At 64.2% G+C, this 25,314-nt stretch carries 25 protein-coding genes; 19 read left to right on the top strand and 6 right to left on the bottom strand.

Annotated features, from left to right (window positions below):
* Nucleotides 1-23 precede the first annotated feature (23 nt).
* From B2U07_RS03220 to B2U07_RS03210, 3 genes are all read left to right on the top strand, one after another.
* Nucleotides 24-848 carry a CheW domain-containing protein gene (locus tag B2U07_RS03220; RefSeq protein ID WP_296275760.1) on the top strand — a complete coding sequence of 275 codons (825 nt, stop codon included), beginning with the start codon at nucleotides 24-26 and terminating at the stop codon, nucleotides 846-848.
* 95 nt (nucleotides 849-943) lie between these two features.
* Nucleotides 944-1,423 (top strand): chemotaxis protein CheW, encoded by a 480-nt coding sequence (locus tag B2U07_RS03215; protein ID WP_003243242.1) that lies wholly within the window; start codon nucleotides 944-946, stop codon nucleotides 1,421-1,423.
* 3 nt (nucleotides 1,424-1,426) lie between these two features.
* Nucleotides 1,427-1,849, top strand: a complete 423-nt coding sequence (locus B2U07_RS03210) for a DUF2802 domain-containing protein (protein ID WP_296275759.1) — start codon at nucleotides 1,427-1,429, stop codon at nucleotides 1,847-1,849.
* A gap of 103 nt (nucleotides 1,850-1,952) precedes the next feature.
* Here B2U07_RS03210 and B2U07_RS03205 read toward each other — a convergent pair whose 3' ends face one another.
* On the bottom strand, nucleotides 1,953-2,294 hold the full coding sequence (locus B2U07_RS03205) for an EscU/YscU/HrcU family type III secretion system export apparatus switch protein (protein ID WP_296275757.1): 342 nt from the start codon (nucleotides 2,292-2,294) through the stop codon (nucleotides 1,953-1,955).
* Nucleotides 2,291-3,820: a flagellar hook-length control protein FliK gene (locus B2U07_RS03200; protein ID WP_296275755.1), complete on the bottom strand. Its 1,530-nt coding sequence runs from the start codon at nucleotides 3,818-3,820 to the stop codon at nucleotides 2,291-2,293. The genes B2U07_RS03205 and B2U07_RS03200 overlap by 4 nt, the downstream gene beginning before the upstream one ends.
* Nucleotides 3,821-4,049: 229 nt before the next feature.
* Between B2U07_RS03200 and ccmA the strand changes: the two genes are divergently transcribed.
* From ccmA to B2U07_RS03140, 12 genes are all read left to right on the top strand, one after another.
* A complete protein-coding gene (ccmA, locus tag B2U07_RS03195) occupies nucleotides 4,050-4,694 on the top strand; it encodes a cytochrome c biogenesis heme-transporting ATPase CcmA (RefSeq protein ID WP_296275753.1) in 645 nt (214 codons plus the stop codon).
* Complete coding sequence (gene ccmB, locus B2U07_RS03190) at nucleotides 4,691-5,362, top strand: heme exporter protein CcmB (RefSeq protein WP_013715011.1); 672 nt, start codon at nucleotides 4,691-4,693, stop codon at nucleotides 5,360-5,362. Before ccmA ends, ccmB begins: the two co-directional genes overlap by 4 nt.
* Before the next feature lie 60 nt (nucleotides 5,363-5,422).
* The gene (locus B2U07_RS03185; protein WP_197858217.1) at nucleotides 5,423-6,178 is read left to right on the top strand and encodes a heme ABC transporter permease; all 756 of its coding nucleotides are present in this window, start codon (nucleotides 5,423-5,425) and stop codon (nucleotides 6,176-6,178) included.
* Nucleotides 6,175-6,351: a heme exporter protein CcmD gene (gene ccmD / locus B2U07_RS03180; protein WP_079783423.1), complete on the top strand. Its 177-nt coding sequence runs from the start codon at nucleotides 6,175-6,177 to the stop codon at nucleotides 6,349-6,351. The genes B2U07_RS03185 and ccmD overlap by 4 nt, the downstream gene beginning before the upstream one ends.
* Entirely contained in the window at nucleotides 6,348-6,839 is a 492-nt protein-coding gene (gene ccmE, locus B2U07_RS03175) for a cytochrome c maturation protein CcmE (protein WP_296275751.1), read from the top strand. Before ccmD ends, ccmE begins: the two co-directional genes overlap by 4 nt.
* Nucleotides 6,836-8,809: a heme lyase CcmF/NrfE family subunit gene (locus B2U07_RS03170; RefSeq protein ID WP_296275748.1), complete on the top strand. Its 1,974-nt coding sequence runs from the start codon at nucleotides 6,836-6,838 to the stop codon at nucleotides 8,807-8,809. The genes ccmE and B2U07_RS03170 overlap by 4 nt, the downstream gene beginning before the upstream one ends.
* Complete coding sequence (locus B2U07_RS03165; protein WP_296275746.1) at nucleotides 8,806-9,345, top strand: DsbE family thiol:disulfide interchange protein; 540 nt, start codon at nucleotides 8,806-8,808, stop codon at nucleotides 9,343-9,345. The genes B2U07_RS03170 and B2U07_RS03165 overlap by 4 nt, the downstream gene beginning before the upstream one ends.
* Nucleotides 9,342-9,830 carry a cytochrome c-type biogenesis protein gene (locus B2U07_RS03160; protein WP_013715017.1) on the top strand — a complete coding sequence of 163 codons (489 nt, stop codon included), beginning with the start codon at nucleotides 9,342-9,344 and terminating at the stop codon, nucleotides 9,828-9,830. The genes B2U07_RS03165 and B2U07_RS03160 overlap by 4 nt, the downstream gene beginning before the upstream one ends.
* Entirely contained in the window at nucleotides 9,827-11,038 is a 1,212-nt protein-coding gene (ccmI, locus tag B2U07_RS03155; protein WP_296275743.1) for a c-type cytochrome biogenesis protein CcmI, read from the top strand. Before B2U07_RS03160 ends, ccmI begins: the two co-directional genes overlap by 4 nt.
* The gene (locus tag B2U07_RS03150) at nucleotides 11,035-11,400 is read left to right on the top strand and encodes a hypothetical protein (RefSeq protein ID WP_296275741.1); all 366 of its coding nucleotides are present in this window, start codon (nucleotides 11,035-11,037) and stop codon (nucleotides 11,398-11,400) included. Before ccmI ends, B2U07_RS03150 begins: the two co-directional genes overlap by 4 nt.
* 175 nt (nucleotides 11,401-11,575) lie before the next feature.
* A complete protein-coding gene (locus B2U07_RS03145) occupies nucleotides 11,576-11,956 on the top strand; it encodes a hypothetical protein (RefSeq protein WP_296275739.1) in 381 nt (126 codons plus the stop codon).
* Nucleotides 11,957-12,126: 170 nt separating this feature from the next.
* Nucleotides 12,127-12,666, top strand: a complete 540-nt coding sequence (locus B2U07_RS03140) for a hypothetical protein (RefSeq protein WP_296275737.1) — start codon at nucleotides 12,127-12,129, stop codon at nucleotides 12,664-12,666.
* Between the two features lie 310 nt (nucleotides 12,667-12,976).
* Here B2U07_RS03140 and B2U07_RS03135 read toward each other — a convergent pair whose 3' ends face one another.
* Together B2U07_RS03135 and B2U07_RS03130 are read right to left on the bottom strand one after the other, a co-directional pair.
* Nucleotides 12,977-14,434: an SLC13 family permease gene (locus tag B2U07_RS03135; protein ID WP_296275735.1), complete on the bottom strand. Its 1,458-nt coding sequence runs from the start codon at nucleotides 14,432-14,434 to the stop codon at nucleotides 12,977-12,979.
* A gap of 83 nt (nucleotides 14,435-14,517) precedes the next feature.
* Nucleotides 14,518-15,384 carry an ion transporter gene (locus tag B2U07_RS03130; RefSeq protein WP_296275733.1) on the bottom strand — a complete coding sequence of 289 codons (867 nt, stop codon included), beginning with the start codon at nucleotides 15,382-15,384 and terminating at the stop codon, nucleotides 14,518-14,520.
* Nucleotides 15,385-15,635: 251 nt separating this feature from the next.
* Between B2U07_RS03130 and B2U07_RS03125 the strand changes: the two genes are divergently transcribed.
* Complete coding sequence (locus tag B2U07_RS03125) at nucleotides 15,636-16,535, top strand: sterol desaturase family protein (RefSeq protein ID WP_296275731.1); 900 nt, start codon at nucleotides 15,636-15,638, stop codon at nucleotides 16,533-16,535.
* On the opposite strand, the gene B2U07_RS03120 is transcribed toward B2U07_RS03125, so the two are convergent.
* Nucleotides 16,524-17,195 carry an AraC family transcriptional regulator gene (locus B2U07_RS03120; RefSeq protein ID WP_296275729.1) on the bottom strand — a complete coding sequence of 224 codons (672 nt, stop codon included), beginning with the start codon at nucleotides 17,193-17,195 and terminating at the stop codon, nucleotides 16,524-16,526. The genes B2U07_RS03125 and B2U07_RS03120 overlap by 12 nt on opposite strands.
* A 488-nt stretch (nucleotides 17,196-17,683) precedes the next feature.
* On the opposite strand from B2U07_RS03120, the gene B2U07_RS03115 reads away from it, so the two are divergent.
* The 3 genes from B2U07_RS03115 to B2U07_RS03105 are packed head-to-tail and all read left to right on the top strand — an operon-like array spanning nucleotide 17,684 to nucleotide 23,281.
* Nucleotides 17,684-18,760, top strand: coding sequence for an efflux RND transporter periplasmic adaptor subunit (locus tag B2U07_RS03115; RefSeq protein WP_296275727.1), 1,077 nt, complete (start codon nucleotides 17,684-17,686; stop codon nucleotides 18,758-18,760).
* Between the two features lie 4 nt (nucleotides 18,761-18,764).
* On the top strand, nucleotides 18,765-21,809 hold the full coding sequence (locus tag B2U07_RS03110) for an efflux RND transporter permease subunit (protein ID WP_296275725.1): 3,045 nt from the start codon (nucleotides 18,765-18,767) through the stop codon (nucleotides 21,807-21,809).
* Nucleotides 21,806-23,281: an efflux transporter outer membrane subunit gene (locus B2U07_RS03105; protein WP_296275723.1), complete on the top strand. Its 1,476-nt coding sequence runs from the start codon at nucleotides 21,806-21,808 to the stop codon at nucleotides 23,279-23,281. The genes B2U07_RS03110 and B2U07_RS03105 overlap by 4 nt, the downstream gene beginning before the upstream one ends.
* Before the next feature lie 894 nt (nucleotides 23,282-24,175).
* Here the strand turns inward: B2U07_RS03105 and B2U07_RS03100 are convergent.
* Complete coding sequence (locus tag B2U07_RS03100; RefSeq protein ID WP_197858231.1) at nucleotides 24,176-25,201, bottom strand: DNA topoisomerase IB; 1,026 nt, start codon at nucleotides 25,199-25,201, stop codon at nucleotides 24,176-24,178.
* Between the last annotated feature and the right edge of the window lie 113 nt (nucleotides 25,202-25,314).

Below are 25,314 nucleotides of genomic sequence, written 5' to 3'. Positions count from 1 at the left end.
AGATCTTATCCCGGGTTCCTGTCATGAGTCGTAACCTCGCCACCGCCACACGTTCCCAGCTGGCCCTGCAGTCCTACCTTGATGGGTTGCTTCAGGACGCTGCTGCCGAGCTGGAGATGTCCGTCAGCCTTGACGAGTTCGAGGCTGCGGTGCTCGAGGAGCAGGTACGCGATGCCCGGCTGGTCGAGCCGGTTGCTCCGGTCGTTGCGCCGGTTGCGCTCGCTGTGGTGGTCGAGCCGCAGGTTAAGGCGGCCGTCGCGCCGGTGGAGTTGCTGGCGCCGGTACAGGCGCCGGTGATCGAAGAGGCACCGCCGGAAGTTGCCATCCTTGCCGAGCTGGCGCCGCAGCCGGCTGCGTTGCTGGCCGATGGTCGTCCGGCCTGGGCCGAGGAACCCTTCGAGTGTCTGTTGTTCGACGTTGCCGGGTTGACCCTGGCCGTGCCGCTGATTTGCCTGGGCTCGATCTATCCGCTCGAAGGCCAGGAGCTGACGCCGCTGTTCGGTCAGCCGGATTGGTTCCTGGGCATCCTGCCGAGCCAGGCCGGTAACCTGAAGGTCCTGGACACGGCGCGTTGGGTGATGCCGGATCGGTATCGTGAGGACTTCCGCGAAGGCCTCCAGTACGTGATTTCCGTGCAGGGCTACGAGTGGGGGCTGGCGGTGCATCAGGTCAGCCGCTCGATTCGCCTGGACCCCAGCGAGGTCAAGTGGCGCAGTCAGCGTACCCAGCGGCCGTGGTTGGCCGGTACGGTGATCGAGCACATGTGCGCGCTGCTCGACGTGGCGGCGCTGGCCGAGCTGATCGCCAGCGGTGCGGCGAAACGCCTGAATGGCGGAAAAGTGCATTGAGAATTGGTGGGCCCGTGCCAACGGGCTCTATAGTTGATGACAAGCGGGTCGACCCGCACATGCCGCACTGAGCGGTTTTTGACGAGGCTAGGGACATGAAGAAAAGTTCTGCACAAGGTGCCGAAGATCCGATTCTGCAGTGGGTGACCTTTCGCCTGGACAACGAGACCTATGGCATCAACGTGATGCAGGTGCAGGAAGTTCTGCGCTACACCGAGATCGCCCCGGTGCCGGGGGCACCGAGCTACGTGCTGGGCATCATCAACCTGCGCGGCAATGTTGTGACCGTGATCGATACCCGCCAGCGTTTCGGTCTGGGGTCGGCGCCGGTGACCGACAACACCCGTATCGTCATCATCGAAGCGGACAAGCAAGTGGTCGGCATTCTGGTCGACAGCGTGGCCGAAGTGGTCTACCTGCGCCAGTCCGAGATCGAGACCGCACCGAACGTGGGTAACGACGAGTCGGCCAAGTTCATCCAGGGCGTGTGCAACAAGAACGGCGAGCTGCTGATCCTGGTCGAGCTGGACAAGATGATGTCCGAAGAAGAGTGGTCGGAGCTGGAGAGCATCTGAGCCATGTCCGAGTTTGCCATGCTCGCTGCGGCCCTGGCCTTCGTGGCCTTGCTATGCGTGGCACTGGGCATCGCCTGCAATGGCCTGTATCGCAACCAGCAGCGCCTGCTGGCCGAGCAGGCCAAGCGTGACGCCGCGCGCGATGCGCGGATCAAGGAGCTGAGCAAGCGCCTCGATACCTACCTGACCGGCAGCATTCGCATGGGCGAGGAGCTACACGAGCTGCGCCGTGTGGTGGCACCGCTGCCGGACAAGGTCAGCCAGATCGAGCAGCGCGACCCCAGCAGCCTGTCCTTCACTCAGGCGGCGCGCCTGGTGGGCATGGGCGCCAGCGTCCAGGACCTGACCCAATCCTGCGGCCTGAGCAAGGCCGAGGCGGAGCTGATCAGTCGTCTGCACAAGCCCCGGTCGGGCCAGGCACAGTAGCGCTTATCGCTTGAGTGCAACGCTGGCGTGAATACTCCCGATCAATCGTCGTTCCTGGACCGACGCCTTCGCGGGCGTGACCGTCAATGGCCTGCGCGGGTGCTCAGGTCGAAGGCCCCTTGAGCTGACGCAGTGGCGGGGTGACGTCGCGTTGCGCGTCTGCCTCGAAGCCGGGCGGGGTCTTGCCCTGCAGGTACCAGGCGAAGGCGATGATCTCGGCGATGCAGCGATACAACGCTTCGGGAATCGCGTCGCCCAACTCCAGGCGTGCCAACAAACGCACCAGTTCGGCATTCTCGTAGATCGGCACTTCGTACTCGCGGGCGATGGCGAGGATGGCTTCGGCCAGTTCGTCATCACCCTTGGCACTGAGCACTGGCGCATTCTGCCCATCGTAATTGAGGGCAATGGCCTGTCGGGCTTCGGGTTGCTGCTTGCGGCTCATGCGGTTTCATCCACCCAGCGTTGTTCCAGCGAGGTCTTCGGTCCCTGCGGTGGCATGCCCTGGCTGCAGGCCAGCTCTCCGACTTCCAGCCCGGCGGCCAGCAGGCGTTCACGCAGGTGGTCAAGTTCGGCATTGATCAGGTGGGTGGTCTCGGCACGCTCCGCCCACAACTGGCTGGACAGGCTGCCACGCAGCAGTTGCGCGCGCACCTGCAACGGGCCGAGATGATCGAGTTCGAAGGCCAGCTCCACGCGCCAGAGCGTTTCCTTCTGCTCTGTTTTCTCTGGCTTGCCGCTGTCCTCGCGCTGCAATTTGACTTGCAGGGGAATCACTTCCTGCTGATGGCGCATGGGCAGCTCCAGCTGCCAGGTGGTCAGCACATTACCGTTGGCATCGACCTGGGTTTGCGCCAGGCTCGACAGCTGGTGGGTCTGCAGTCGTGAAACGGCCGCCGCGGCGAGTTTCAGCAGGGTTTCCAGGTCGGCCTCGCCATCCAAGTTCTGCAGCAGGCGCGAGGGCAGGGGAAAGGTCAGTGCCTGCTGTCGCGACGAGCCTGCCGCATTCACGCCGAGCAGTTGCCGGGCGAGGTTGGGCAGGTTCTGGTTGAGCGCATTCTGCAGGCCGGCGAGGGTACTGGCACCACCAGGCAGTTGCGGCATGAGTTGGGCAATCAGGCGCAGCAGGTTGGCTTTCAGGTCCTGCTGCAAGGCGCCGGTCTGGCCCTGCAGCAGCTTGGCTTCGAGCAGCACGCCGCTGCTTTCCAGTGCCTGCGCCAGGCCCTTGGCAGTGCTCAGCTGGGTGCTGTCGGGCAGCGCACCGAGCAGTTTGTCGATGCTGCCGCGCAGTGCTTCATCGCCGCCGCTCAGGTTCTGCAGGCCCTTGAACAAGCCCTCCAGCGAAGCCTGGCGGTTTTGCTGTGCAGCCAGTTGCTGACCCAGTACCAGCTGATCGAGACGACCGCTGAGCGGCAGGAAGGCGAGGCTCTGGCTGCCCTGGACCTGGGCACTGAGCAGGCTGCCGAGCGGCAGTGGCAGCGGGCTGTCGAGTGCCAGTTGGTTACCGGCAAGCGGGGTGTTGAGCAGATTCACAACCAGGCGATAGACCGTCTGCGTGCCCTGTGGCGGCAAAACGTCGCGGCTGACGACTTTGCCCTGGACCAGAGTGCCGGGCGGCAGTTGCTGCAGATCGAGGCTGGTCAGCGGTTTGTCGCCGCCTGCCTGCAGGGCCAACGCCAGGCGGGTGTCGGACAGTGCGGTGACCATCAGCGCGCTGCCCTGAGCCAGTGGCCTGGGGCTCTCGGCCTGCAGCGTCGCCTGCTTGCCGCCTTCGAGGGTGAGTTTCAGCAGCAGCTGGAAGCTCTGCGCATGCTCGCGAACCGCGACCACTTCGGCCTTGGCGCTTTCGCCGGCTGCCAGCATGCCTTCCAGCGGCTGCAGCAGGCGCACGGCCATGTCGGCAGCGGTCGCAGCGTTGCGAATCACCGGCAGGGAGGGGGGGAGCGGGCGTGGGCCGCTGATTTCGCTCATGGGCTTTGCTGAGGCTCCGTCCTTTGCAGGTGCTGTCGGGGGCGCCATGCGTATCGGTTTCAACTGCTGGTGCGTATGGCACACCCTACGCGATTAACACCCTGTCGAAAATGCTGACTGCGGGGACAGTGATGCGCCATGTATAATGCCGGCCCGCTGCGCATCGCACTTCCGGCTCGCGTCAGTATAGCGGCCGGAGCACCGTCGACTTTAGCCCTGTCAGGTATCGATGACCCGTCCTGTTCCCCTTCTCGAAGCCGTGGCGCTCAGCTGTGAGCGGGACTGGCGCATGCTCTTCGAACAGCTGCATTTCGCCCTGCAACCAGGCGACATGCTGCAGATCAGCGGTCCCAATGGCAGCGGCAAGACCAGCCTGTTGCGTCTGATCGCCGGGCTGCGTCAACCGACCGCCGGCGACATTCTCCTGCAGGGCCAGGCTCTGGCCGAGCAGCGTAGCGAGCTGGCGCGCAATCTTCTGTGGATCGGCCATGCAGCCGGTATCAAGGGCCTTTTGAGCGCCGAAGAGAACCTGGCCTGGCTCTGCGCGCTGCATCGCCCAGCGAGCCGCGAGGCGATCTGGCAGGCGCTGGAAGCGGTCGGCCTGCGTGGTTTCGAGGACGTTCCCTGTCATACCCTGTCGGCCGGCCAGCAGCGGCGTGTGGCCCTGGCGCGCCTGTATCTGGAGGATACGCCGCCGCTGTGGGTGCTCGATGAGCCCTTCACCGCGCTGGACAAGAATGGCGTGGCGCAACTCGAAGCGCACCTGGCCGGCCACTGCGAGCGCGGTGGCGTGGTGGTGCTGACCACCCACCACAGCCTGCAACACACACCGGCGACCTATCGCGATCTGGATCTGGGGCAGTACGCCGCATGAGCAACGTCTTCACACAGCTGCTTTCGCGCGAAATGCGTCTGCTCGCCCGCCGTCCGTCCGATCTGGCCAACCCGCTGGTGTTCTTCGCCATCGTCATCGCGCTGTTCCCACTGGCGGTAGGGCCGGAGACGCAATTGTTGCAAACCCTTTCCCCAGGCCTGGTCTGGGTGGCAGCGCTTTTGGCCGTGCTGCTCTCGCTGGACGGGCTTTTCCGCAGTGATTTCGAGGACGGCTCGCTGGAGCAGTGGGTCCTTTCGTCGCACCCCCTGCCTCTTCTGGTGTTGGCCAAGGTGCTGGCACACTGGCTATTCAGCGGTCTGGCGCTGGTTTTGCTGGCGCCTGTGCTGGCGCTGATGCTCGGTCTGCCCGGGCGTTGCCTGCCGGTCCTGCTGATCTCCCTGCTGCTCGGCACCCCGGTGTTGAGCCTGCTCGGCGCGGTAGGCGCGGCGCTTACCGTTGGTCTCAAGCGTGGCGGCCTGCTGCTGGCACTGCTGATTCTGCCGCTGTACATCCCGGTGCTGATTCTCGGCAGCGGAGCATTGCAGGCGGCCCTGCAAGGATTGCCGGCGACCGGCCACCTGTTGTGGCTGGCGAGCCTCACCGCCCTGGCGGTGACCCTGACACCGTTTGCGATTGCCGCCGGCCTGACCATCAGTGTCGGTGAATAAGAAAAGAACCGTGATACCTGGCCGACAACAGTCGAGTCAGGCCTGAATGATGAGTCGAGCATGAACTGGACGTGGTTTCACAAATGGGGTTCGCCCAAGTGGTTCTATGAGATGAGTGGCCGCTGGCTGCCCTGGCTCAGCATCGCTGCCGTGTTGCTGACCGTCTCCGGCCTGGTCTGGGGCCTGGCCTTCGCGCCGCCGGACTACCAGCAGGGCAACAGCTTTCGCATCATCTACATCCACGTTCCGGCCGCGTTCCTGGCCCAATCGATATACGTGACGCTGGCCATCGCCGGCCTGGTTGGCCTGGTGTGGAAAATGAAGCTGGCCGACGTCGCCCTGCAGCAGGCGGCGCCCATCGGCGCCTGGATGACCGCCATCGCGCTGCTCACCGGGGCCATCTGGGGTAAGCCGACCTGGGGCACCTACTGGGTCTGGGACGCACGCCTGACCTCGATGCTGATTCTGCTGTTTCTCTACTTCGGCGTGATCGCCCTGGGCAACGCCATCAGCAACCGCGACAGCGCCGCCAAGGCCTGCGCCGTGTTGGCCATCGTCGGCGTGATCAACATCCCGATCATCAAGTACTCGGTGGAGTGGTGGAACTCGCTGCACCAGACCGCCACCTTCAAGGTCACCGAAAAACCGGCGATGCCGGTGGAGATGTGGCTGCCGCTGCTGCTGGCGGTGCTGGGTTTTTACTGCTTCTTCGGCGCCGTGCTGCTGTATCGCATGCGCCTGGAAGTCCTCAAGCGTGAATCGCGCAGCAGCTGGGTGAAAGCCGAAGTGCAGAACCTGGTGGAGGGCAAGGCATGAGCTTTTCGTCCTTTTCCGAATTTCTCGCCATGGGTACCCATGGCCCCTACGTCTGGAGCGCCTACGGCATCAGCCTGGCGATTCTGGCGTTGAATGTGGTGCTGCCGATTCTGGCTCGCCGCCGTTACCTGCAAGACGAGGCGCGCCGTTTGCGCCGGGAGAAGTCGAAGTGAATCCGGTTCGCAAGAAACGCCTGTACATCGTTCTGGCCATCCTCTGTGGCGTCAGCATCGCCGTCGCGCTGGCGCTGACCGCGCTGCAGGAGAATATCAACCTGTTCTACACCCCGAGCCAGATCGCCAATGGCGAGGCGCCGGTCGATACCCGCATTCGTGCCGGTGGTCTGGTGGAGGAAGGGTCGGTGAAGCGCTCGGCCGATTCGCTGGAAGTGGACTTCGTCGTCACCGACGGCGCCCATGGCGTGACCATCCGCTACAGCGGCATCCTTCCGGACCTGTTCCGTGAGGGGCAGGGCATCGTTGCCCTGGGCCGCGTCAATGAACAGGGCGTGCTGGTGGCCGACGAGGTACTGGCCAAGCACGACGAGAACTACATGCCGCCTGAAGTCATGCAGGCGCTGGAAAAGAGCGGGATGATGCAAAAGCACGATGAGGCCAAAGCCGCCAAGCAAGGTGGCTACAAGCAGGAGAGCACGCAATGATTCCCGAGCTCGGCCACCTGGCGATGATCCTGGCGCTGTGCCTGTGCCTGGTACAGGCGACGCTGCCGCTGATCGGTGCCTGGCGCGGTGACCACCAGTGGATGAGCCTGGCGCAGCCGGCCGCCTGGGGTCAGTTCGCTTTCCTGCTGTTCTCCTTCCTGTGCCTGACCTATGCCTTTATGGTCGACGACTTCTCCGTCGCCTACGTGGCCAACAACTCCAACAGCGCGCTGCCCTGGTACTACAAGTTCAGCGCGGTATGGGGCGCTCACGAAGGCTCCCTGCTGCTGTGGGCCTTGATTCTGGCTGGCTGGACCTTCGCCGTGGCGATCTTCTCGCGCCACCTGCCGGAAGAGATGCTCGCCCGCGTGCTGGCGGTGATGGGCATGATCAGCGTTGGCTTCCTGCTGTTTTTGATCGTCACCTCCAACCCATTCGAGCGCCTGCTACCGAACTCGCCCGCCGATGGCCGCGATCTCAACCCGCTGCTGCAGGACTTCGGCCTGATCGTGCATCCACCGATGCTGTACATGGGCTACGTCGGCTTCTCGGTGGCCTTCGCCTTCGCCATTGCCGCACTGCTCGGCGGCAAGCTGGACGCCGCCTGGGCGCGCTGGTCGCGGCCGTGGACCATCGTCGCCTGGGCCTTCCTCGGTATTGGTATCGCCCTCGGTTCCTGGTGGGCCTACTACGAACTGGGCTGGGGCGGCTGGTGGTTCTGGGACCCGGTGGAAAATGCCTCGTTCATGCCCTGGCTGGTGGGTACGGCGCTGATCCACTCACTGGCCGTGACGGAAAAACGCGGCGTGTTCAAGAGCTGGACGGTGCTGCTGGCCATCGCCGCGTTCTCGCTCAGCCTGCTGGGGACCTTCCTGGTGCGTTCCGGCGTGCTGACCTCGGTGCATGCCTTCGCTACCGACCCGGAGCGCGGCGTGTTCATCCTCGCCTTCCTGCTGGTGGTGGTCGGCGGTTCGCTGGCACTGTTCGCCGTGCGCGCGCCGGTGGTCAAGAGCCAGGTGGGCTTTGGCCTGTGGTCGCGTGAAACCCTGCTGCTGGTCAACAACATCGTGCTGGTGGTGTCGGCGGCGATGATCCTGCTCGGCACCCTCTACCCGCTGGTGCTCGACGCGCTGACCGGCGCCAAGCTGTCGGTCGGGCCGCCTTACTTCAACGCGCTGTTCCTGCCGCTGATGGCGCTGCTGATGGCGGTGATCAGCGTCGGCGTGCTGGTGCGCTGGAAGGATACGCCGCTGAAGTGGCTGGGCAGCATGCTGACGCCGGTGCTGGTCGCCAGCGTGGTGCTGGCGGTAGCCGCGACCTTCCTGCACGGTGATTTCCACTGGTCGGTGCTGGCCGTTTGTCTGCTGGCGTTCTGGGTAATCCTCGGCGGCGTGCGTGACATTTTCGACAAGACGCGCCACAAGGGCCTGATCAAGGGACTGCCGAGTCTCGGTCGCAGCTACTGGGGCATGCAGATGGCGCACCTGGGGTTTGCCGTATGCGCCCTCGGCGTGGTGCTGACCAGCCTGGGCAGCTACGAGCGCGACCTGCGCATGGCGCTGGGCGAGTCGGTGGAGCTGGCTGGCTATCGCTTCCAGTTCGAAGGCGCCGTGCATCACGAAGGCCCCAACTTCATCTCCGACAAAGGTACTATTCGCGTGTTCGACGGCGAGCGGCAGATCAAGGTGCTGCACCCGGAGAAGCGCCTGTATACGGTGCAGCAGGCGACCATGACCGAGGCGGGCATCGATGCCGGCTTCACCCGTGACCTCTTCGTCGCGCTCGGCGAGCCGCTGGAGCAGGGCGCCTGGGCGGTGCGCGTGCACATCAAACCGTTCGTGCGCTGGATCTGGCTCGGCGCGCTGCTGATGGGCTTTGGCGGTTTCCTCGCTGCGGCCGACAAACGCTACCGCATCAAGGTCCGCACCCGCGTGCGCGACGCCTTGGGCATGCAGGGGGCCAGCGCATGAGACGCCTGCTCCTGCTGTTGCCGCTGCTGGCCTTTTTGGCGATTGCCGTATTCCTCTATCGCGGTCTGTTCCTCGATCCGTCAGAGCTGCCCTCTGCGCTGATCGGCAAGCCGTTCCCGGCCTTCAGCCTGCCGGCTCTGGACAACCCCGAGCGCACCCTGACCGCGGACGACCTCAAGGGTAAGCCGGCGCTGGTCAACGTCTGGGCCACCTGGTGCCCGGCCTGCCGCCACGAGCATCCGGTGCTGAACAAGCTGGCCGAGGCCGGCGTGGTGATCCACGGGATCAACTACAAGGATCAGCGCGAGCCGGCGCAGAAGTGGCTGCGTGACCTGCACAACCCCTATCAGCTCAATATCGAGGATGCCAAGGGCAGCCTGGGGCTGGATCTGGGGGTGTATGGCGCGCCGGAGACCTTTTTCGTCGACGCCAAGGGCATCATCCGCCACAAGTATGTCGGAGCCATCGACGAGCGCATCTGGCGCGAAAAACTGGCGCCGATCTATCAGGAACTGGTCGACGAGGCCCAGCCATGAAGCGTTTGCTGATGTCCGCCGGTCTGGCGTTGGGCCTGTTGGCCAGCGCGCATGCCGCCATCGATACCTTCGAGTTCGCCAACGAGGCCGAGCGCCAGCGCTATCGCAACCTGATCGAGGAGTTGCGCTGCCCGAAATGCCAGAACCAGAACATCGCCGACTCCGATGCGCCGATCGCCATGGACTTGCGCGGCGAGATCTATCGCATGCTCGAAGAGGGCAAGAGCAACGAGGAGATCATCGACTTTCTGGTATCCCGGTATGGCGACTTCGTACTCTACAAGCCACCGCTGACCAGCCGCACGCTGCTGCTCTGGTACGGCCCGGCCGGCCTGCTGCTGATTGGCTTCGGTGTGCTCGGGGTGATCGTCCTGCGCCGCCGTGGCCAGCAGAAGGATCGCTCCGCCGCTGGCCTCTCCCTTGATGAGCAGGCGCGTCTCGACGCGCTGCTCGCCCAAGCCTCTCAGGACAAGAAAGACCAATGATCGATTTCTGGTTGCCCGCCGGGCTGCTGTTGCTGACTGCCCTGGCGTTTCTGCTGATTCCGGTGCTGCGCATTCGCAAGCTGCAGGCCGAAGAAGACCGTACCGCACTCAACGTTACCCTCTATCAGGAGCGCCTGCAGGAGCTGGAAGCCCAGCGTCAGGCCGGCGTGCTTGATGACGCGCAGATGCAGGCCGGTCGCGCCGAAGCCGCGCGCGAGCTGCTCGACGACACCGAAGGCGTACAGCGCCGCAGTGGTGTGCTCGGTGGCAAGATCCCGCTGGTTTCGGCGTTGCTGGTGCCGGTGCTCGGCGTGGCCCTGTACCTGCATTGGGGCGCGCTCGACCAGGTCGAGCAGACCCGTCAGATGGCTGCCATGCAGCCGCAGAGTATCGAGGAGATGACAGCGCGCCTGGAACAGACCGTCAAGCAGCAGCCGGACTCCGCCGAAGGTTGGTACTTCCTCGGCCGTACTTACATGGCACAGGAGCGTGCCGGCGACGCCGCCAAGGCCTTCGAGCGCGCCGTGGAGATCGCTGGGCGTGCCCCGGAACTGCTCGGTCAATGGGCGCAGGCGCTGTATTTTGCCGAAGGCAAGCAGTGGAACGCGCAATTGCAGGCGCTCACCGACGAGGCGTTGAAGGCCGATCCGGAAGAAGTCACCAGTTTGGGCCTGCTTGGCATCGCGGCCTATGAAAGTCAGCGCTATGCTGATGCAGTGCGCTACTGGGAGCGTCTGGTCGCGGTGCTGCCGGAGCAGGACCCGTCCCGCGCGGCCATCGCCGGCGGTATCGAACGCGCCCGGCAGCAGATGGGCGAGGGCGAGCAGCCCAGCGCTGCCGCCGAGCCGAGCGCCAAGGTGCATGCGCTGGAAGTCAGCGTGTCGCTGTCGCCCGAGGTGCAGCAGAACGTGCAGCCGGACGATGCCGTGTTCATCTTCGCCCGCGCACTCAGCGGCCCGCCGATGCCGCTGGCGGCCAAACGCCTGAAGGTCTCCGACCTGCCGGTGCAGATCAGTCTCTCGGATGTGGATGCGATGATGCCGGAACTGAAGATGTCACAATTCGACCAGGTGCAACTGGTGGCGCGGGTTTCCCGCGCGGGCAATGCCACCCAGGGCGAGTGGAGCGGCCAGACCGGCCCGGTCGCCAGCACCGCCCGTGACGTGCAGACGTTGCTGATCGACAGCCGCGACGGGCAGGCACAGTGAAGCGCCTGGTGCTGGTCTGCGCGCTCGGGCTTGGCCTGAGCGGTTGCGTATTGCAACAACCGAGTGCGCCGGGCGGCGAGCCGCCACCAGTGCAGCAACCCGGTACCCCGGCTGGCCAGTTGCCGCCGGTGCAGCAGCCCTCGCATCCGCGTTATGCACCGCCACCCGGCGTGAAAAGCCACTGGAACCCGGCACTGGGTGTCTATGTGGTCGAAGGAACGCGGGACCTTTATTACCGCGAGCGTATCTACTACCGCTGGGACGGGGGCTGGAGCTGGTCGCCGCAAGCAGGTGGCCCGTGGAAGGGTACTGACAGCTCGGGCATTCCGCCGGGGTTGTACCGGCACTATCAATCTCGCTGAGGCATCTGCCTCGGCCTTCAACGGCGCCGCGGGCGCCGTTTTTCATCTAGTCCGTCAGTTTCATTGGATGCATCTCGGCTCACATTGCCGCACGCTCCTTTGCGACAATGTCCGACTGCTCGCTTCAACCATTTACACGAGTCAAATATTCACCTGCATAGCTAAGGAGTAAGACATGAGTGATGGAGCACTTTTAACCGCTTTGGCGCAAGCCATCCCGGGATTCTCGGGAAGAACGATACCTGTAGTTGATGAGCGGCAGGGCGAGTACAAGCAAATCTATTGGCTGGACGCGTTATTGGGTGAGCGTTATCTCTGTTACGTCGAATGGAAGGAGTTCGATCCCTGGGGTGTTGATGGACTCAATGCGTTAGCGCCGGTTCAGCAGGCCGGTATTACCTTGTCTACCGACAGTCTCTACGATGAGCAGGGTTTTCCGCTTCAGCAAATCAGTCGCGAAGAGTTCATGTACGATGCCGGCGGCTTTTATCTGCCGGTCTTGCAACAGCAACTGCGGCAGTCTGGGTTGCAATTGCTGGAGGTCGGCATGCTGTAGGGCGATGGCAAGGTCTATTTACATGAAAATCCGCGTTTTATCTGTGTAACGACCGAGCAGCCTGAAATCGAGGCGCTGAATCTGCAATTAAAACAGCGAGGGCTGGTGCTGTGCTGAGACCTTCATATTTGGCTCCCGCTACGGCAAGTCGGTTAGCGATATGTCTGATCATGCTGTTGGTTGTCTGCGGCTGTACGTCTCGTTCGGTGCGCTGGATGCACCCGACGCCCTCGAAAGAGCTGTTGTTGCAAGCCATGACCGATCTGCAGGGTCTTCATGTTTACACCGGCCTTGATCGCAGAGATAACAGCCTGCTAAGTCGCGAAGACGCGTCGAGAATGCTGGCGGATAACAGCCTGATCACCAGTGAAACCCCTAATTTCATGTTTGTCAGCTTTAGCGGTAATGAAATCAGTATTGTCGGTTATAACCAGTATTACCGCCCGAATACGCAAGATTATCGCAGTCCAATGATCTACCGCTATCACGGGCAACTAAAGCGCGCTGTTTATAGCTTGCCGCATATGGCGCCAGAGAGTGGCGATTTGAAAGTGACCTCGAAGCCGATTGAAAATTTGCAGCTATGGTTGCTGAATGAAAAAAAGACGGTCTACCCGGATTTTAATGGCACGCTGACGTTCAAGTCCTGGAGCGGTGAATATATAGATATCAGCGCGTTCACCACCAGGAGCTGGGACAGTATTTTCTAAGTTCTTCGCATAGTTTGGGAGAGGTGCGGGTTTGATACCGGATGGCAATTAAGTGCGTGCTTTCGGTATTGGCACTATCCATTACCGCGCCTGCTGACGGTTAGGTTGCGCTCCTTATGGGCGCCACACCTTGACTCGCCCGTAAGGGGCGAAACCCATCAGAACAGGCGACGCGCTAACGGATAGTGCCAAGTCATCGACAACTAACACTTAATTGCCAGTCCGCTACCAAGCGTATCTTCCCCGCGAACAGTGAAGCACCATAAAAAACGGCGCCCGAAGGCGCCGTTTTTGCTGGCAGTGATCAGGTTCATTGCGCCCAGATCATGCCAACCAGCAGGTAGCAGATCACCGTCACCAGCACCACGCCGAACAGGTTGAGGGCGAAGCCCGCCTTGATCATCGACTGTATCTTCATATGCCCGGTGCCGAACACGATGGCGTTGGGCGGCGTCGCCACCGGCATCATGAAGGCGCAGCTGGCGGCGATGGCAGCCGGAATCGCCAGCAGTTCGGCCGGCATGCCCTGCGACACGGCAAGGGCGCCGAGCAGCGGCAGGAAGGCCGCGGCAGTGGCGGTGTTGGAAGTGACTTCGGTGAGGAAAATGATCACCAGCACTACCACGCCGATCATCGCGATCACTGGCAGGGCGCCCAGCGCGCCGAGGCTCTGGGCGATCCACTCGGCGAGGCCGGTGCTGCGGATCACGCCAGCCAGCGACAGGCCGCCACCGAACAGCAGCAGCACGCCCCAGGGCAATTTGCTGGCGCTTTCCCAGTCCATCAGGAATACGCGCTGCTTGGTGTCCACCGGAATGATGAACAGCGCCAGCGCTGCCGCGATGGCGATGCTGGTGTCGTTGACGCCCGATACCCAGTCGGCGATCAGCGGCTGGCACACCCAGGCTAGCGCGGTAACCAGAAATACCAGTGCCACCAGCTTCTCGCCGCGGCTCAGCGGGCCGAGTTCGGCCAGTTCGCTGCGGATCAGTTGCGTGCTGTCATGCCCGGCCAGGTTGAAGCCGCCACGGGTCAGCCACCACCAGATGAACGCCAGCATGATTACCGCCACCGGCACGCCAAGCAGCATCCACTGGCCGAAGCCGATCTGCACGTCGTAGTTGTCGGCGAGGAAGGCCGCGAGCAGGGCGTTGGGTGGTGTACCGATCAGAGTGGCGATACCGCCGACGCTGGCGGCATAGGCAATCGCCAGCAGCAGGGCGGTGGCGAAGCGTTCGCGCTCGGTGTCGCCCTCGTTCTTCTCGCCGGTGAGCATGCCGACCACCGACAGGCCGATGGGCAACATCATGATGGTGGTGGCGGTGTTGCTAACCCACATACTGAGAAACGCGGTGGCCATCATGAAGCCGGCGATCTGTTTGCTCGGCTTGCTGCCCATGGCCAGCAGCGTCATCAGGGCGATGCGCTTGTGCAGGTTCCAGCGCTCCATGGCCAGGCCCAGGACGAAGCCGCCGAGGAACAGGTAGATGGTCGGGTTGGCGTAGGGCGCGGTGGCGGCATTGAGGCTGTCGATGCCCAGCGCCGGGATCAGCAGGATCGGCAGTAGCGAGGTGGCCGGAATCGGAATGGCTTCGGTCGACCACCAGGTGGCCATCAGCAGGGTCAGGCCGATAGTGGCCCAGGCGGCGCTGGACAGGTCGCCTGGCGGCTCGGTGATCAGGCACACGAGCAGTAGCAATGGACCCAGGATCAGACCAATCCAGGCTGCCTTGGCGGGTGCCGTGGATTCATTGGTGGTAACGGCCATGGCACGCTTCCTTCAGCTAAAAAGTCGGGCTTTATAGCCCACAGGGCGACTTTATGACCACGCGGTGGCCAATCGGTTTTGCTTCAGTCTGTTTCAGGCGCGCTCTGCGGCGGGGCTGAGGGCCCGGTCCGCCGGCTGAACAGCGGCCCGCCGCAGCGGCTGCAGAATGCCGCGCTGTATTCGTGGCGGTTCTTCCGGCAATGCGGGCAGTCATGTTCCATCAGCCCGTCCTGGCGCATGGCGTTGGCCAGTTCGGCGGTGAAGATCCCGGTCGGGACGGCGATGATCGAATAGCCGGTAATCATCACCATGGTGGCCAGCATCTGGCCGACGGGCGTCTGTGGGGTGATATCGCCAAAGCCCACGGTGGTCAGTGTTACCACTGCCCAGTAGATGCCCATCGGAATACTGGTGAAACCGTGAGCCGGCCCCTCGATGACGTACATCAGCGCGCCGAACACGGTCACCAGCGTGGAAACACTCACCAGAAACACGATGATCTTCTGCTTGCTTCCTTGCAGCGCCACAATCAGGAAATTCGCCTGAGACAGATACTGACGCAACTTGAGGACACGGAAAATTCGGATCAGGCGGATGACGCGAACAATCATCAGGTACTGCGCATCGGCAAAGATCAGCGTCAGTATGGCTGGCAGTACCGCCAGCAGATCCACCATTCCGAAGAAACTGAAGGCATAGCGCATAGGCTTGGGCGAGATGTACAAACGCAAGCCGTATTCGATTGCGAAAAGGATGGTGAAGAGCCATTCCAATAGGCTGAAAACCTCGGCGTACCGGCTATGAAAGTGTTCGATGCTGTCGAGCATCACCACCACCAGGCTGGCGAGAATGCTCACCAGCAGCCAGTTGTCGAAGCGTTGCGCCGCCGGCGTGCTGGTTTCGAAGATGATGATGTAGAGGCGCTGGCGCCAGCTCTGCCGGTTATCCATGGCAAGCTCCGAAGTAAACGAAGGGCACAGCCTAGGCAGGAAGGAGGAGCGAGGGCAAGACCGTGGCCCTAGTTGTTGCTCTGCCTTACTCGCCCCCCTGTGGCGGCTCCTGTCGCGGCTGCTCACCGCGACTATGGATGGCGTTGGCCGCTTTCGATAAGTCCGGCTGCAGGCAGGCATGCGTGGTTTGTTCAAGCGCGCAAGGCCTGCCAGGCAGCAGGCTGTGGGCTCCGATCATCAAGGAGAACACCATGCGTGATGCACTGCTTCGTTATCTTTACGCCCCCTGTTTCAGCTTCGGCCTGACCGCTCTGGCGATCTATCTGGTCGGTTACTGGCATTTGGGCCTGGGCTGCCTGCCGGTACTGTTGCTACTGGCCATCGGTCTATCCGCAGTGGCCGAGCGCCAGGCACCTTATCGACCTCAATGGAATCAGCCGCGCGGTGATGCGGGGCGCGATCGCCTGCATGCACTGGTCAACGAAAGCCTCAACAGCCTGGGCGTACTCGGCATCCCGCTGCTTGCTGCGTTGTTGCCAGGGCCTGATCTGTGGCCACATGCCTGGCCATTCTGGTTGCAGGTGCTGATGGCGATTGTGGTGGCCGACCTTGGCATCACCCTGATGCACTGGCTCAGCCATCGCAGCGCATGGCTCTGGCGCCTGCACGCGGTGCATCATTCGGTGCAGCGCATGTATGGCCTCAATGGCCTGATGAAGCACCCATTGCATCTGGGGCTCGAAGCCCTGGCGGGTACGCTGCCGTTGGTTCTCGTGGGAATGCCGGTGGACATCGCCGGGGTGCTGGCATTCGCCATTGGCGTGCAATTGCTGCTGCAGCACAGCAATGTGGATATGCGCATCGGTCCATTACGCCATCTGTTCGCCTGGGCGCCGGTACATCGTTTCCATCACCTGCGCTACGGCAGAGCGGGGGATGTGAATTTCGCGCTGTTCTTCAGTTTCTGGGATCGCTTGCTAGGCACGGCTTTCCACTCCAGCTACGAAGTGGCCAGCGAGGATCTGGGTATCGGCAGCCAGCCGGACTACCCTGACGAGTACCTGGCGCAGCTGGCCGAGCCCTTTATTGATCGCGCTGGACATGTACCCGCGCCCGTTCTGCCGCTGGGCTTGCGCCGCTCAGTCGAGTAGTTGCAGTTGCAGGTTGTGCAGCGCTCGCGCCTGGATGCCGAACATGCTGCGAACGGTGCGCGAGAAGTGCGCCGAGTCGGCGAAGTTCGCCGTATGTGCGGCTGCGGTCAGATTGCTGCCACGCAGCACCATGGCCAACGCCAGGCGCAGCCGCCGCCAGAGTACCAGCCGGCGGATGGAAAGACCGACCTGATCACCGAACAGGCGCTCCAGCTGGCTCAATGACAATCGAACCTGGCTTGCCAGCTCTGTGGCGTCGATTTTCTCCTGCAATAGCGCGTCGATACCAAGCAGCGCCTGCTCCACGCGTGTGTCCAGAGGCGGTCTTGGCCAGTGGCGCAACCGCTCGATCAGTGCCTGCGGCTGGGTTGGGGCCTCGGCTTGCCAATCCTTCAAGTGCTCCAGGCGGAACGACAGCGGCTCGGTGTACAGCGCCAGCATGGGCTGGCCGGGCTCGATGAAGGCATGCGGCTGCATCGAGGGCACCAGCAGCCGCTGGCTTTGCAGCAACTGGCCGCCGACCATCAGGCGTAGTTCACCGTCGTGGGCCAGCATCAGCTGGTGGGCGTAATGAGCATGCGCCTGGGTGTCACCCGCGCAGCCATCGAGCAGGCAATAGTCGCTGGCCAGCCACAGGCGCCCTTGCCAGACGGTATTCATGCTGCTCGCCGAGCGAGGTTGGCGAGGGTCGTGCGCGATATGTTCATACAGGCAATGGTGGCTGGGTCGGCCCGGATCATACCGCGCGGGGCGGGCATGGTTAATCAGATGTATCAGTTTACCCAGGCGACGCACGCTCTTCTGGCGCTCGCTTCATGCAGCGCTGCCAGCGCCAGGCGCCGATGACAGCGCCGTCGTCACGCAGCGTCGAGTGCGGATAAAGACCGGGCTGGCAGTCGGAGAGGACGGGCAGCCAGCCATTCAATGGAGGCCGATCCGGCATCCGCTGTTACCGCGACCTCGATGGGGGAGGCGCAGGCTGCGACCTCTCGTTATCCGTCCCTCATCTTGCGCTCGCTATCCGCGTGACTGGCTGGTCACGAGATTGGCAACGATTTGCTGGCGAACTCCTGCGTTGTAGCGATGTTCTACTGTCAGTCCTTGCGACCCGCACTCGCGGTCGTCAATCCCATCAGACAGGAGTCCCGATGACGTCGACGCCAGCATTTCCCCCGCTCAAGACCTATCTGACGATCATCGCCTGCGCGCTGCTGCTTGGCGGCTGCTCCTCCGGGGATGAGCCGGCCTCCGAGCCGCCGCGGGTGGCGCTGGTCGAGCCGCTGCAGCCGGCCGAGCCACAACCTGAGGCGCTGCGCCTCTCCGGAGTGGTGCAGAGCGTGACCACCACCCAACTGTCGTTTGAGGTGGCCGGGCGCATTGAGCGGATCCTGATCGATGAAGGCACCCGTATCCGTCGCGGGCAACCGCTGGCCGAGCTGGATCGCGTCGACTACCAACTGCAACTGAGTGAAGCCGAGGCACGCCTGCGCCAGTTGCAGGCAGATCTGGCGCGCAAGCGTACGCTGCTCGCCGAAGGCATCCTTGCCCCCGCCGCTATCGAGGCGCTGGAAGCCAATACCGTGGCGGCGCGGGTGGCGCGCGACAGCGCCCGGCGCGACCTCGAACGCAGCACTTTGAGCGCGCCGTTCGATGGCGTCGTGGCGCGCCGTCTGGTCGAGCCGAACATGGTGGTGGCGGTGGGCACGCCAGTGTTCGAGATGCAGGACAACCGCCATATCGAGGTCAGCGTCGATCTGCCGGAAATTGCCGCGTTGAGCATTCCGCTCGGGCCCGAGCTCAAGGCCGAAGGGCAGCTGGTGATCGCCGACGTGAGCCTGCCGCTGCGCTACAAGGAGCACAGCACTCAGCCGCGCGAGGGCGCGCGCACCTACCGGCTGGTGCTGCAGGGCGAGCCGCCGGAGGACTACAACTTGCTGCCGGGCATGGCCATGCGCGTCAGCGTGCAGCGGCCACCCCGGCCGCAGGCGAGCCAGGACCAATTCCGCCTGCCGCTGTCGGCGTTGCAGGCCGACAGCGACGGCGGCCACTACATCTGGCAGGCCGCCGATGGCCGCGCCCGGCGATTGGCGGTGGAGTTGCAGGAGGTCGAAGGTGACCAGGCATTGATCCGCGGCGATGGCCTGCAGGCGCAGCTGCCGATTATCGTCGCTGGCGGCAGCAAGCTGCACGAGGAGCAGCCGATCAAAGTGCAGGAGCGGAACTGAGCCAATGGATTTCGCCCGCTACGCCATTACTCGTCGCGTCAATATCTGGATTCTGGTGCTGACCTGCCTGTTCGGCGGCATCCTCGCCTTCTTCGAGATCGGTCGCCTGGAGGACCCCGAGTTCACCATCAAGCAGACCATCGTCAACGTGCAATACCCCGGCGCCACCGCGCTGGAGGTCGAGCAGCAGGTCACCGAGCCACTGGAAAGCGCCATCCAGCAGATGTCGCAGATCAAGGAGATCCGCTCGCGCTCGATGCCGGGCATCGCCGAGATTCGCGTGGAGATGCAGGACCGCTACGCCGGCGATGCGCTGCCGCAGATCTGGGACGAGCTGCGTAACAAGGTCAACGATGCCCAGGGCGATCTGCCGCCCGGCATCGAGCCGCCGCAGGTCAACGACGACTTCGGTGACGTTTACGGCATTTTCTACGCGCTGACCGGCGACGGTCTGACGCTCAAGGAATTGCACGAAACAGCCAAGGATCTGCGCCGAGCGCTGCTCGCCGCCGACGGTGTCGGCAAGGTGGAGATCGCCGGTGTGCAGGAGGAGCGTATCCTGGTCGAGGTCGATCAGGCGCAACTGGCGGCACTGGGCGTCGACCCGGACGAGATCGCCGCCGCCCTGGCCGACACCGATGCTGCTGTGGATGCCGGCGGCGTCACTGCCGGCGAGTTCTTCGTGCGCCTGCGCCCTAGCGGGGCCTTCGACTCGCTCGAGGAGTTGCGCGCGCTGTCGGTCGGCCAGGGCTCGCAGCGGGTCGAGCTGGGCGCCATTGCCAGACTTTCGCGCGACTATGCCGAGCGGCCGCAGCAGATCATTCGCCATAACGGCCAGCCGGCATTGACGCTGGGCATCAGTGGGGTGTCCGGGGCGAACATCGTCGAGGTCGGGCAAAGCGTCGAAGCGGTACTCGAGGGCGTCCGGCACCGCATGCCGTTGGGTGCCGAGCTTCACCCGCTGTACGAGCAGCACCGTATCGTCGACGATGCGGTGAACAGCTTCGCGCTCAACGTGTTCCTCTCGGTGGCCATCGTGGTCGGCGTGCTGTGCTTGGCCATGGGCCTGCGCGCCGGCGTCATCATCGGCGCGGTGCTGTTTCTTACCGTGCTCGGCACGCTGCTGGTGATGTGGCTGATGGGTATCGAGCTGGAGCGGATTTCCCTCGGCGCGTTGATCATCGCCATGGGCATGCTGGTGGACAATGCGGTAGTGGTCTGCGACGGCATGCTGGTGCGCCAGCGTCAGGGCAAGAGCATCCTCGAGGCCTCGCAGCAGACGCTGCAACAGACGCAATGGCCGCTGCTCGGCGCGACCATTATCGGCATCCTCGCCTTCGCCGGCATTGGCCTGTCCCAGGACACCACCGGCGAGTTCCTCTTTTCGCTGTTCTTCGTCATCGCCGTTTCGCTGTTGCTCAGCTGGCTGCTGGCCTTGCTGCTGGTGCCGCTGTTCGGCCATTACCTGTTGCGCAAGGCCAGCGGGGAGGAAGATGCCGACGCTGCCTACAGCGGCCCTTGGTATGCGCGCTACCGGCGGCTGGCGGCAGGCGTGCTGCGCCGGCCCTGGCTGACCATTGGTGCGCTGCTGGTGCTGACGATGATCAGCGCGGTGATCTTCACCCGCCTGCCGCAGAGCTTCTTCCCGCCGTCGAGCACGCCGCTGTTCTACGTCAACCTGTTCCTGCCGCAAGGCACGCATATCCGCGACACTGCGCAGGCTGCCAGCGAGGTCGAGCAGTACCTGGCCGAGCAGGACGGCGTGAGCGAGGTGTCGAGCTTCATCGGCGCCGGGGCCTCGCGTTTCATGCTGACCTACATGCCGGAGCAGCCCAACGCCTCGCTGATGCACTTTCTCGTGCGTACCGATGATGCCGAGCGGATCGCCAGCCTGGTCCGGCAGATCAATCAGGAGTTACCTCAGCGTTATCCATCGGCCGACGTCAGCGCCGCACAGTTCATGTTCGGCCCCAACGCCGAGGCCAAGCTGGAAGCACGTATCAGCGGCCCGGACATCGAGGTGCTGCGCGCGCTGTCCGCCGAAGGACGCAAGCGCCTGCAGGAGCAGGGCCAGGTGCTAAATGTGCGTGACGATTGGCGCCAGCCGGAACTGGTGCTGCGCCCGCAACTGGCGCTGGATCGCCTCGCCGATGCCGGGCTGACTCGCCAGGCGGTGGCGCGCGCCCTGGCTGCTGGCAGCGAGGGCCAGCGCGTCAGCCTGCTGCGCGAGCGCGACGAGCTGATTCCCGTGCTGCTGCGCGCCGCGCAGCAGGACCGCATCGACAGCGACAACCTGTTGCAACGGCTGATCTGGAGCCCGGCCGGTAACGGCTACGTGCCGCTGGCGCAGGTGGCCGACGGCGTCGAGCCAAGCCGCGAGGACAGCATCATCGTGCGCTACGACCGCGAGCGCACCATCTCCGTCCGCGCCGAACCGCGTGACGGCGAAAACACCAACGAGGCCCACGCGCGCATCCGTCCGTTGATCGAGGACATCGAGTTGCCGCTCAACTACAGCCTGAAATGGGGCGGCGACTATGAGCAGTCCTCCGACGCCCAGCAGGCGCTGGCCGGTACGCTGGCGGTGCCCTATCTGGCGATGGTGCTGGTCACCGTGCTGCTGTTCGCCAAGGTGCGCCAGCCGCTGATGATCTGGGCGGTGGTGCCCATGGCAATCTGCGGGGTGAGCTTCGGCCTGCTGCTCACCGGCCAGGCCTTCGGCTTCATGGCGCTGCTCGGCCTGCTCAGCCTGACCGGCATGCTGATCAAGAACGCCGTGGTGCTGGTGGACGAGATCGACCGGCAGATCGCCGCCGAGGTACCGCGCCTGACCGCCATCATCGAGGCCTCGGCCTCGCGTCTGCGGCCGGTGACGATGGCCGCCGGCACCACGGTGCTGGGCATGGTGCCGCTGCTGTTCGACCCGTTCTTCGCCAACATGGCGGTGACTATCATGGGCGGCCTGGGCTTCGCCACGCTACTGACCTTGCTCGCCGTTCCCTGCCTGTATCTGTTGCTGATGAAAGTGCGTCCGGAGGAAACCGCATGACTGCCAAGCGCATGGCCGGCCCGCTGCTGTTCGCCCTGGCTCTGGGCGCCTGTTCCAGTGCACCGCAATACCCGGTGCCGCAACTGCCGCCAACCTGGTACAGCGCCGCTGGCGCGTCCGCGGTCGATGCCGAAAAGCTGGCCGCGTGGTGGCGCCAGTTCGACGACCCTCAGCTCACCGCACTGGTCGGCCGCGCCATGCAGCGCAACCATGACGTGCGCCTGGCCATGGCACGGGTCGACAGCGCCCGTGCGCAACTGCGCCAGTCGCGCGCCGGCCTGTTGCCAAGCTTCGACCTGCCGGGGTCGGCCAGCCGCCAATGGCTCGAGAACGACCAGGAGGCTGAACCCGGCAGCCCGATGGCCGACTTCATCCCGGATGACGATCCAATCACCCTGGACAGTTGGGACCTGGCCCTGCAGGCGACCTGGGAGCTGGATCTGTTCGGCGCCGCCCGCGCACGGCGCGACAGCGCGGCCCAGCAGCTGCGCTCGGCCGAGGCGCAGACGGTGGCCGCGCGCCTGGCCGTGGCCTCCAACACCGCCCAGGGCTATCTGCAGCTGCGCGCGTTGCAGGGTCAGCGCGACCTGCTGGTGGAAGGCATAGAAGTGGCCAGCGAGCTGGAACGTATCGCCGGGCTGCTGTTTCATGCCGGCGAGGTCACTCGGCTGGACGTCGAGGCGACGTCCGCCGAGCGCGCGTCGCTGGAGGCCGACCTGGGCGAGCTGGACGTTCACCTGGCCGAAGCGCAACTGGCCCTGGATACGCTGCTCGCCGAACCGCCGGGCAGTACTGCCACTCAGCTTGCCGCCGGTGCTGCGGTGCCGCTGGCCGAGCCGCGTATCGCCCCCGGCCAGCCTATCGACCTGCTGCGCCGCCGTCCGGATCTGATCGCCGAGGCTGCGCGGCTGGACGCCGCCGAGCTTCAGGCGCTGGCCGCCCGTCGTGACCTGTTCCCGAAACTGGCGGTGCAGGCCGCCGTGGGCCGCTCCGGCTTCGCCTTGGGCGACACTTTCTCCAGCGCCTCGAACTTTGCGCAGGTGGGTGCCACTTTCGGCCTGCCGCTGTTGGACTACTCACGCCGCGGCGCGGCCATCGAGCTGGCCGATGCCGAGGGCGAGACCGCCTACATCGCCTTCGAGCAGGCCCTGGCCGGCGCGCTGGAGGAAGTCGAGCGCGGCCTGACGCGCATCGCCGGCCAGCAACGCCGACACGCAGCCCTCAGCCGCACCCGCGACCATCGCGAGCGCGCGCATCGGCTGGCGCAGCGCAGCTACGAGCTGGGCGAGGTGAACCTGAGCGAGGTGCTGGACGCCCAGCGTGGCGCGCTGCAAGCCCGGCAACGGGCGCTGGAAGGCCGGACCGCGCTGGCGACGGCGCAGGTTGCGCTGTATGTAGCGTTAGGTGGCGGCTGGAACGCGGAGGCCGCAGAAGCTGCGCATGCACCGAGCGAGGCCAACGCTGCGCAGTGATAGCACCGGATTCCAAGGCCAGTGTGACAGGCGACTCGCTTGAACATCGATATACCGAGGCGGTAGGAGCGGCTTCAGCCGCGATGATGGCATCCTCGATATCCGTTCCATGCCCGAGGTCGGCGATAGGAAAGCGGCTACAGGCCGAGTTCATGGCCGCTGCGCGTGACCGGCGTGGCCGGCGCGGCTTTCGCCGCGAATCGCGAATAAATTCGCTCCTACACAAGGCGCTTTGGTTGCATTGGGTGCTGGACACGCGCAAGCCCGGCATCGGGTGAGGTCGGCGCTGCGCAGTGATAGCGCCGGATTCCAGGGCCAGGGCAGGCGACTCGCTTGAACATCAATATACCGAGGCTGTAGGAGCGGCTTCAGCCGCGATGTTTGCATCCTCGATATCTGATCCATGCCCCGAGGTCCGCGATACGAAAAGCGCCCACACGCCAACCTACATGGCCGCCACGCATTACCGACGCGGCGGGCGCGGCTTTCGCCGCGAATCGCGAATAAATTCGCTCCTACACAAGGCGCTTTGGTTGCTCTAGGTGCTGGACACGCGCAAGGCCGGCACCGGGTGAGGTCAGCTCTGCGCAGTGATAGCGCCGGATTCCAGGCCGGTGGGTTGAACATCGATATACCGAGGCTGTAGGAGCGGCTTCAGCCGCGATGATGGCATTCTCGATATCTGATCCATGCCCCGAGGTCGGCGATACGAAAAGCGCCCACATGCCAAGTACATGGCCGTCACGCGTGACCGACGCGGCAGGTGCGGCTTTCGCCGCAAATCGCGAATGAATTCGCTCCTACACAAGGCGCTTTGATCGTTCCCACGCTCCGGTGGGAATGCCGCCCAGGACGCTCTGCGTCCGTCAGGTTGAGCACCGCCAGGTATCAGGCTCAGGTCATCGGCAGTTTTTCCAGGAAGCGCATCAACAGGCTTTCTTCAGCGCGCAGGCCCTTGCGCGGCGTCGCCAGGCGTAGGCTGGACAGCTCACCGGCATGGAAGGCGTCGAGGAGCGCGGGGTGGATGTAGCACTTGCGGCAGACCGCCGGCGTATTGCGCAGCTGCTGGGCAACCTCCTTGACCATGGCCACCACATGTTTCTTCGCCGCACTATCGGGTTGCCATTCGAGTTCACGCAGTAGCGTCAGGGCCAGCGCGCTGCCGGCCCAGGTACGGTAGTGCTTGGCGGTGAAGTCGGCGCCGGTGAGTTCACGCAGGTAATCGTTGATGTCGGTGGAGGTGACCGCCCGACGTTCGCCATGCTCGTCCAGATACTGGAACAGGTGCTGCCCGGGCAGTTCCAGGCAGCGCTGGATGATACGCGCCAGACGCCGGTCGCTGATCTTCACCTCATGCTCGATGCCGCTCTTGCCGCGAAAATGAAAGCGTATCGTGCTGCCTTGCACTTCGACGTGGCGATTGCGCAGGGTGGTCAGGCCATAGGAGCGATTGTCCCGCGCGTAGCGGGCGTTGCCGATGCGGATCAGGGTGTTGTCCAGCAGCAGGATCACCGTCGCCAGCACTTTCTCTCGGCGGTGTTCGCGCAGGTTCAGATGCTGCTGCAGGGCTTCACGCAGTGCCGGCAGGGCTTTGCCGAAGGCCAGCAGGCTGGCGTACTTGTCGGCATCCCTGATTTCGCGCCAGCGGGCGTGGTAGCGGTATTGCTTGCGTCCGCGGGCGTCGCGGCCCGTTGCCTGCAGATGACCGTTGGCCAATGGGCAGATCCATACCTCGGTGTAGGCTGGCGGCACCGCCAGGGCATCGATGCGGGCTACCTCCTGCGGGTCACGGATGCGCTGGCCCTGGCTGTCGAAATAGCAGAACTTGCCACGCAGCTTGCGACGGCTGATGCCTGGCATGCTGTCGTCGACATAGCGCAGGTCGGCGGGTAGCTCGATGTCGCCAGGCGCCAGACTCATCGACGCACCTCCCGACAAGGCGCGCAGGCAAGAGGCGAAAGGGCGATGGCAGGGCAGCGGACAAGGTCGGGCATGGGCGTCGCTCGTCGTGGCAGATATCCATTAGCCCGCCG

Origin of the sequence: Pseudomonas sp. UBA7530, assembly GCF_002479365.1 — a bacterium.
Classification (GTDB): domain Bacteria; phylum Pseudomonadota; class Gammaproteobacteria; order Pseudomonadales; family Pseudomonadaceae; genus Aquipseudomonas.
This window is presented reverse-complemented; position numbering and strand designations above follow the sequence as displayed.

Excerpts from the sequence above, each read along its gene's own strand:
- B2U07_RS03220 (WP_296275760.1), top strand. The coding sequence starts at position 24 with ATGAGTCGTAACCTCGCCACCGCCACACGTTCCCAGCTGGCCCTGCAG.
- B2U07_RS03215 (WP_003243242.1), top strand. The coding sequence starts at position 944 with ATGAAGAAAAGTTCTGCACAAGGTGCCGAAGATCCGATTCTGCAGTGG.
- B2U07_RS03210 (WP_296275759.1), top strand. The coding sequence starts at position 1,427 with ATGTCCGAGTTTGCCATGCTCGCTGCGGCCCTGGCCTTCGTGGCCTTG.
- B2U07_RS03205 (WP_296275757.1), bottom strand. The coding sequence starts at position 2,294 with ATGAGCCGCAAGCAGCAACCCGAAGCCCGACAGGCCATTGCCCTCAAT.
- B2U07_RS03200 (WP_296275755.1), bottom strand. The coding sequence starts at position 3,820 with ATGAGCGAAATCAGCGGCCCACGCCCGCTCCCCCCCTCCCTGCCGGTG.
- ccmA (WP_296275753.1), top strand. The coding sequence starts at position 4,050 with ATGACCCGTCCTGTTCCCCTTCTCGAAGCCGTGGCGCTCAGCTGTGAG.
- ccmB (WP_013715011.1), top strand. The coding sequence starts at position 4,691 with ATGAGCAACGTCTTCACACAGCTGCTTTCGCGCGAAATGCGTCTGCTC.
- B2U07_RS03185 (WP_197858217.1), top strand. The coding sequence starts at position 5,423 with ATGAACTGGACGTGGTTTCACAAATGGGGTTCGCCCAAGTGGTTCTAT.
- ccmD (WP_079783423.1), top strand. The coding sequence starts at position 6,175 with ATGAGCTTTTCGTCCTTTTCCGAATTTCTCGCCATGGGTACCCATGGC.
- B2U07_RS03170 (WP_296275748.1), top strand. The coding sequence starts at position 6,836 with ATGATTCCCGAGCTCGGCCACCTGGCGATGATCCTGGCGCTGTGCCTG.
- B2U07_RS03165 (WP_296275746.1), top strand. The coding sequence starts at position 8,806 with ATGAGACGCCTGCTCCTGCTGTTGCCGCTGCTGGCCTTTTTGGCGATT.
- B2U07_RS03160 (WP_013715017.1), top strand. The coding sequence starts at position 9,342 with ATGAAGCGTTTGCTGATGTCCGCCGGTCTGGCGTTGGGCCTGTTGGCC.
- ccmI (WP_296275743.1), top strand. The coding sequence starts at position 9,827 with ATGATCGATTTCTGGTTGCCCGCCGGGCTGCTGTTGCTGACTGCCCTG.
- B2U07_RS03145 (WP_296275739.1), top strand. The coding sequence starts at position 11,576 with ATGAGTGATGGAGCACTTTTAACCGCTTTGGCGCAAGCCATCCCGGGA.
- B2U07_RS03140 (WP_296275737.1), top strand. The coding sequence starts at position 12,127 with ATGCTGTTGGTTGTCTGCGGCTGTACGTCTCGTTCGGTGCGCTGGATG.
- B2U07_RS03135 (WP_296275735.1), bottom strand. The coding sequence starts at position 14,434 with ATGGCCGTTACCACCAATGAATCCACGGCACCCGCCAAGGCAGCCTGG.
- B2U07_RS03130 (WP_296275733.1), bottom strand. The coding sequence starts at position 15,384 with ATGGATAACCGGCAGAGCTGGCGCCAGCGCCTCTACATCATCATCTTC.
- B2U07_RS03125 (WP_296275731.1), top strand. The coding sequence starts at position 15,636 with ATGCGTGATGCACTGCTTCGTTATCTTTACGCCCCCTGTTTCAGCTTC.
- B2U07_RS03120 (WP_296275729.1), bottom strand. The coding sequence starts at position 17,195 with ATGAATACCGTCTGGCAAGGGCGCCTGTGGCTGGCCAGCGACTATTGC.
- B2U07_RS03115 (WP_296275727.1), top strand. The coding sequence starts at position 17,684 with ATGACGTCGACGCCAGCATTTCCCCCGCTCAAGACCTATCTGACGATC.
- B2U07_RS03110 (WP_296275725.1), top strand. The coding sequence starts at position 18,765 with ATGGATTTCGCCCGCTACGCCATTACTCGTCGCGTCAATATCTGGATT.
- B2U07_RS03105 (WP_296275723.1), top strand. The coding sequence starts at position 21,806 with ATGACTGCCAAGCGCATGGCCGGCCCGCTGCTGTTCGCCCTGGCTCTG.
- B2U07_RS03100 (WP_197858231.1), bottom strand. The coding sequence starts at position 25,201 with ATGAGTCTGGCGCCTGGCGACATCGAGCTACCCGCCGACCTGCGCTAT.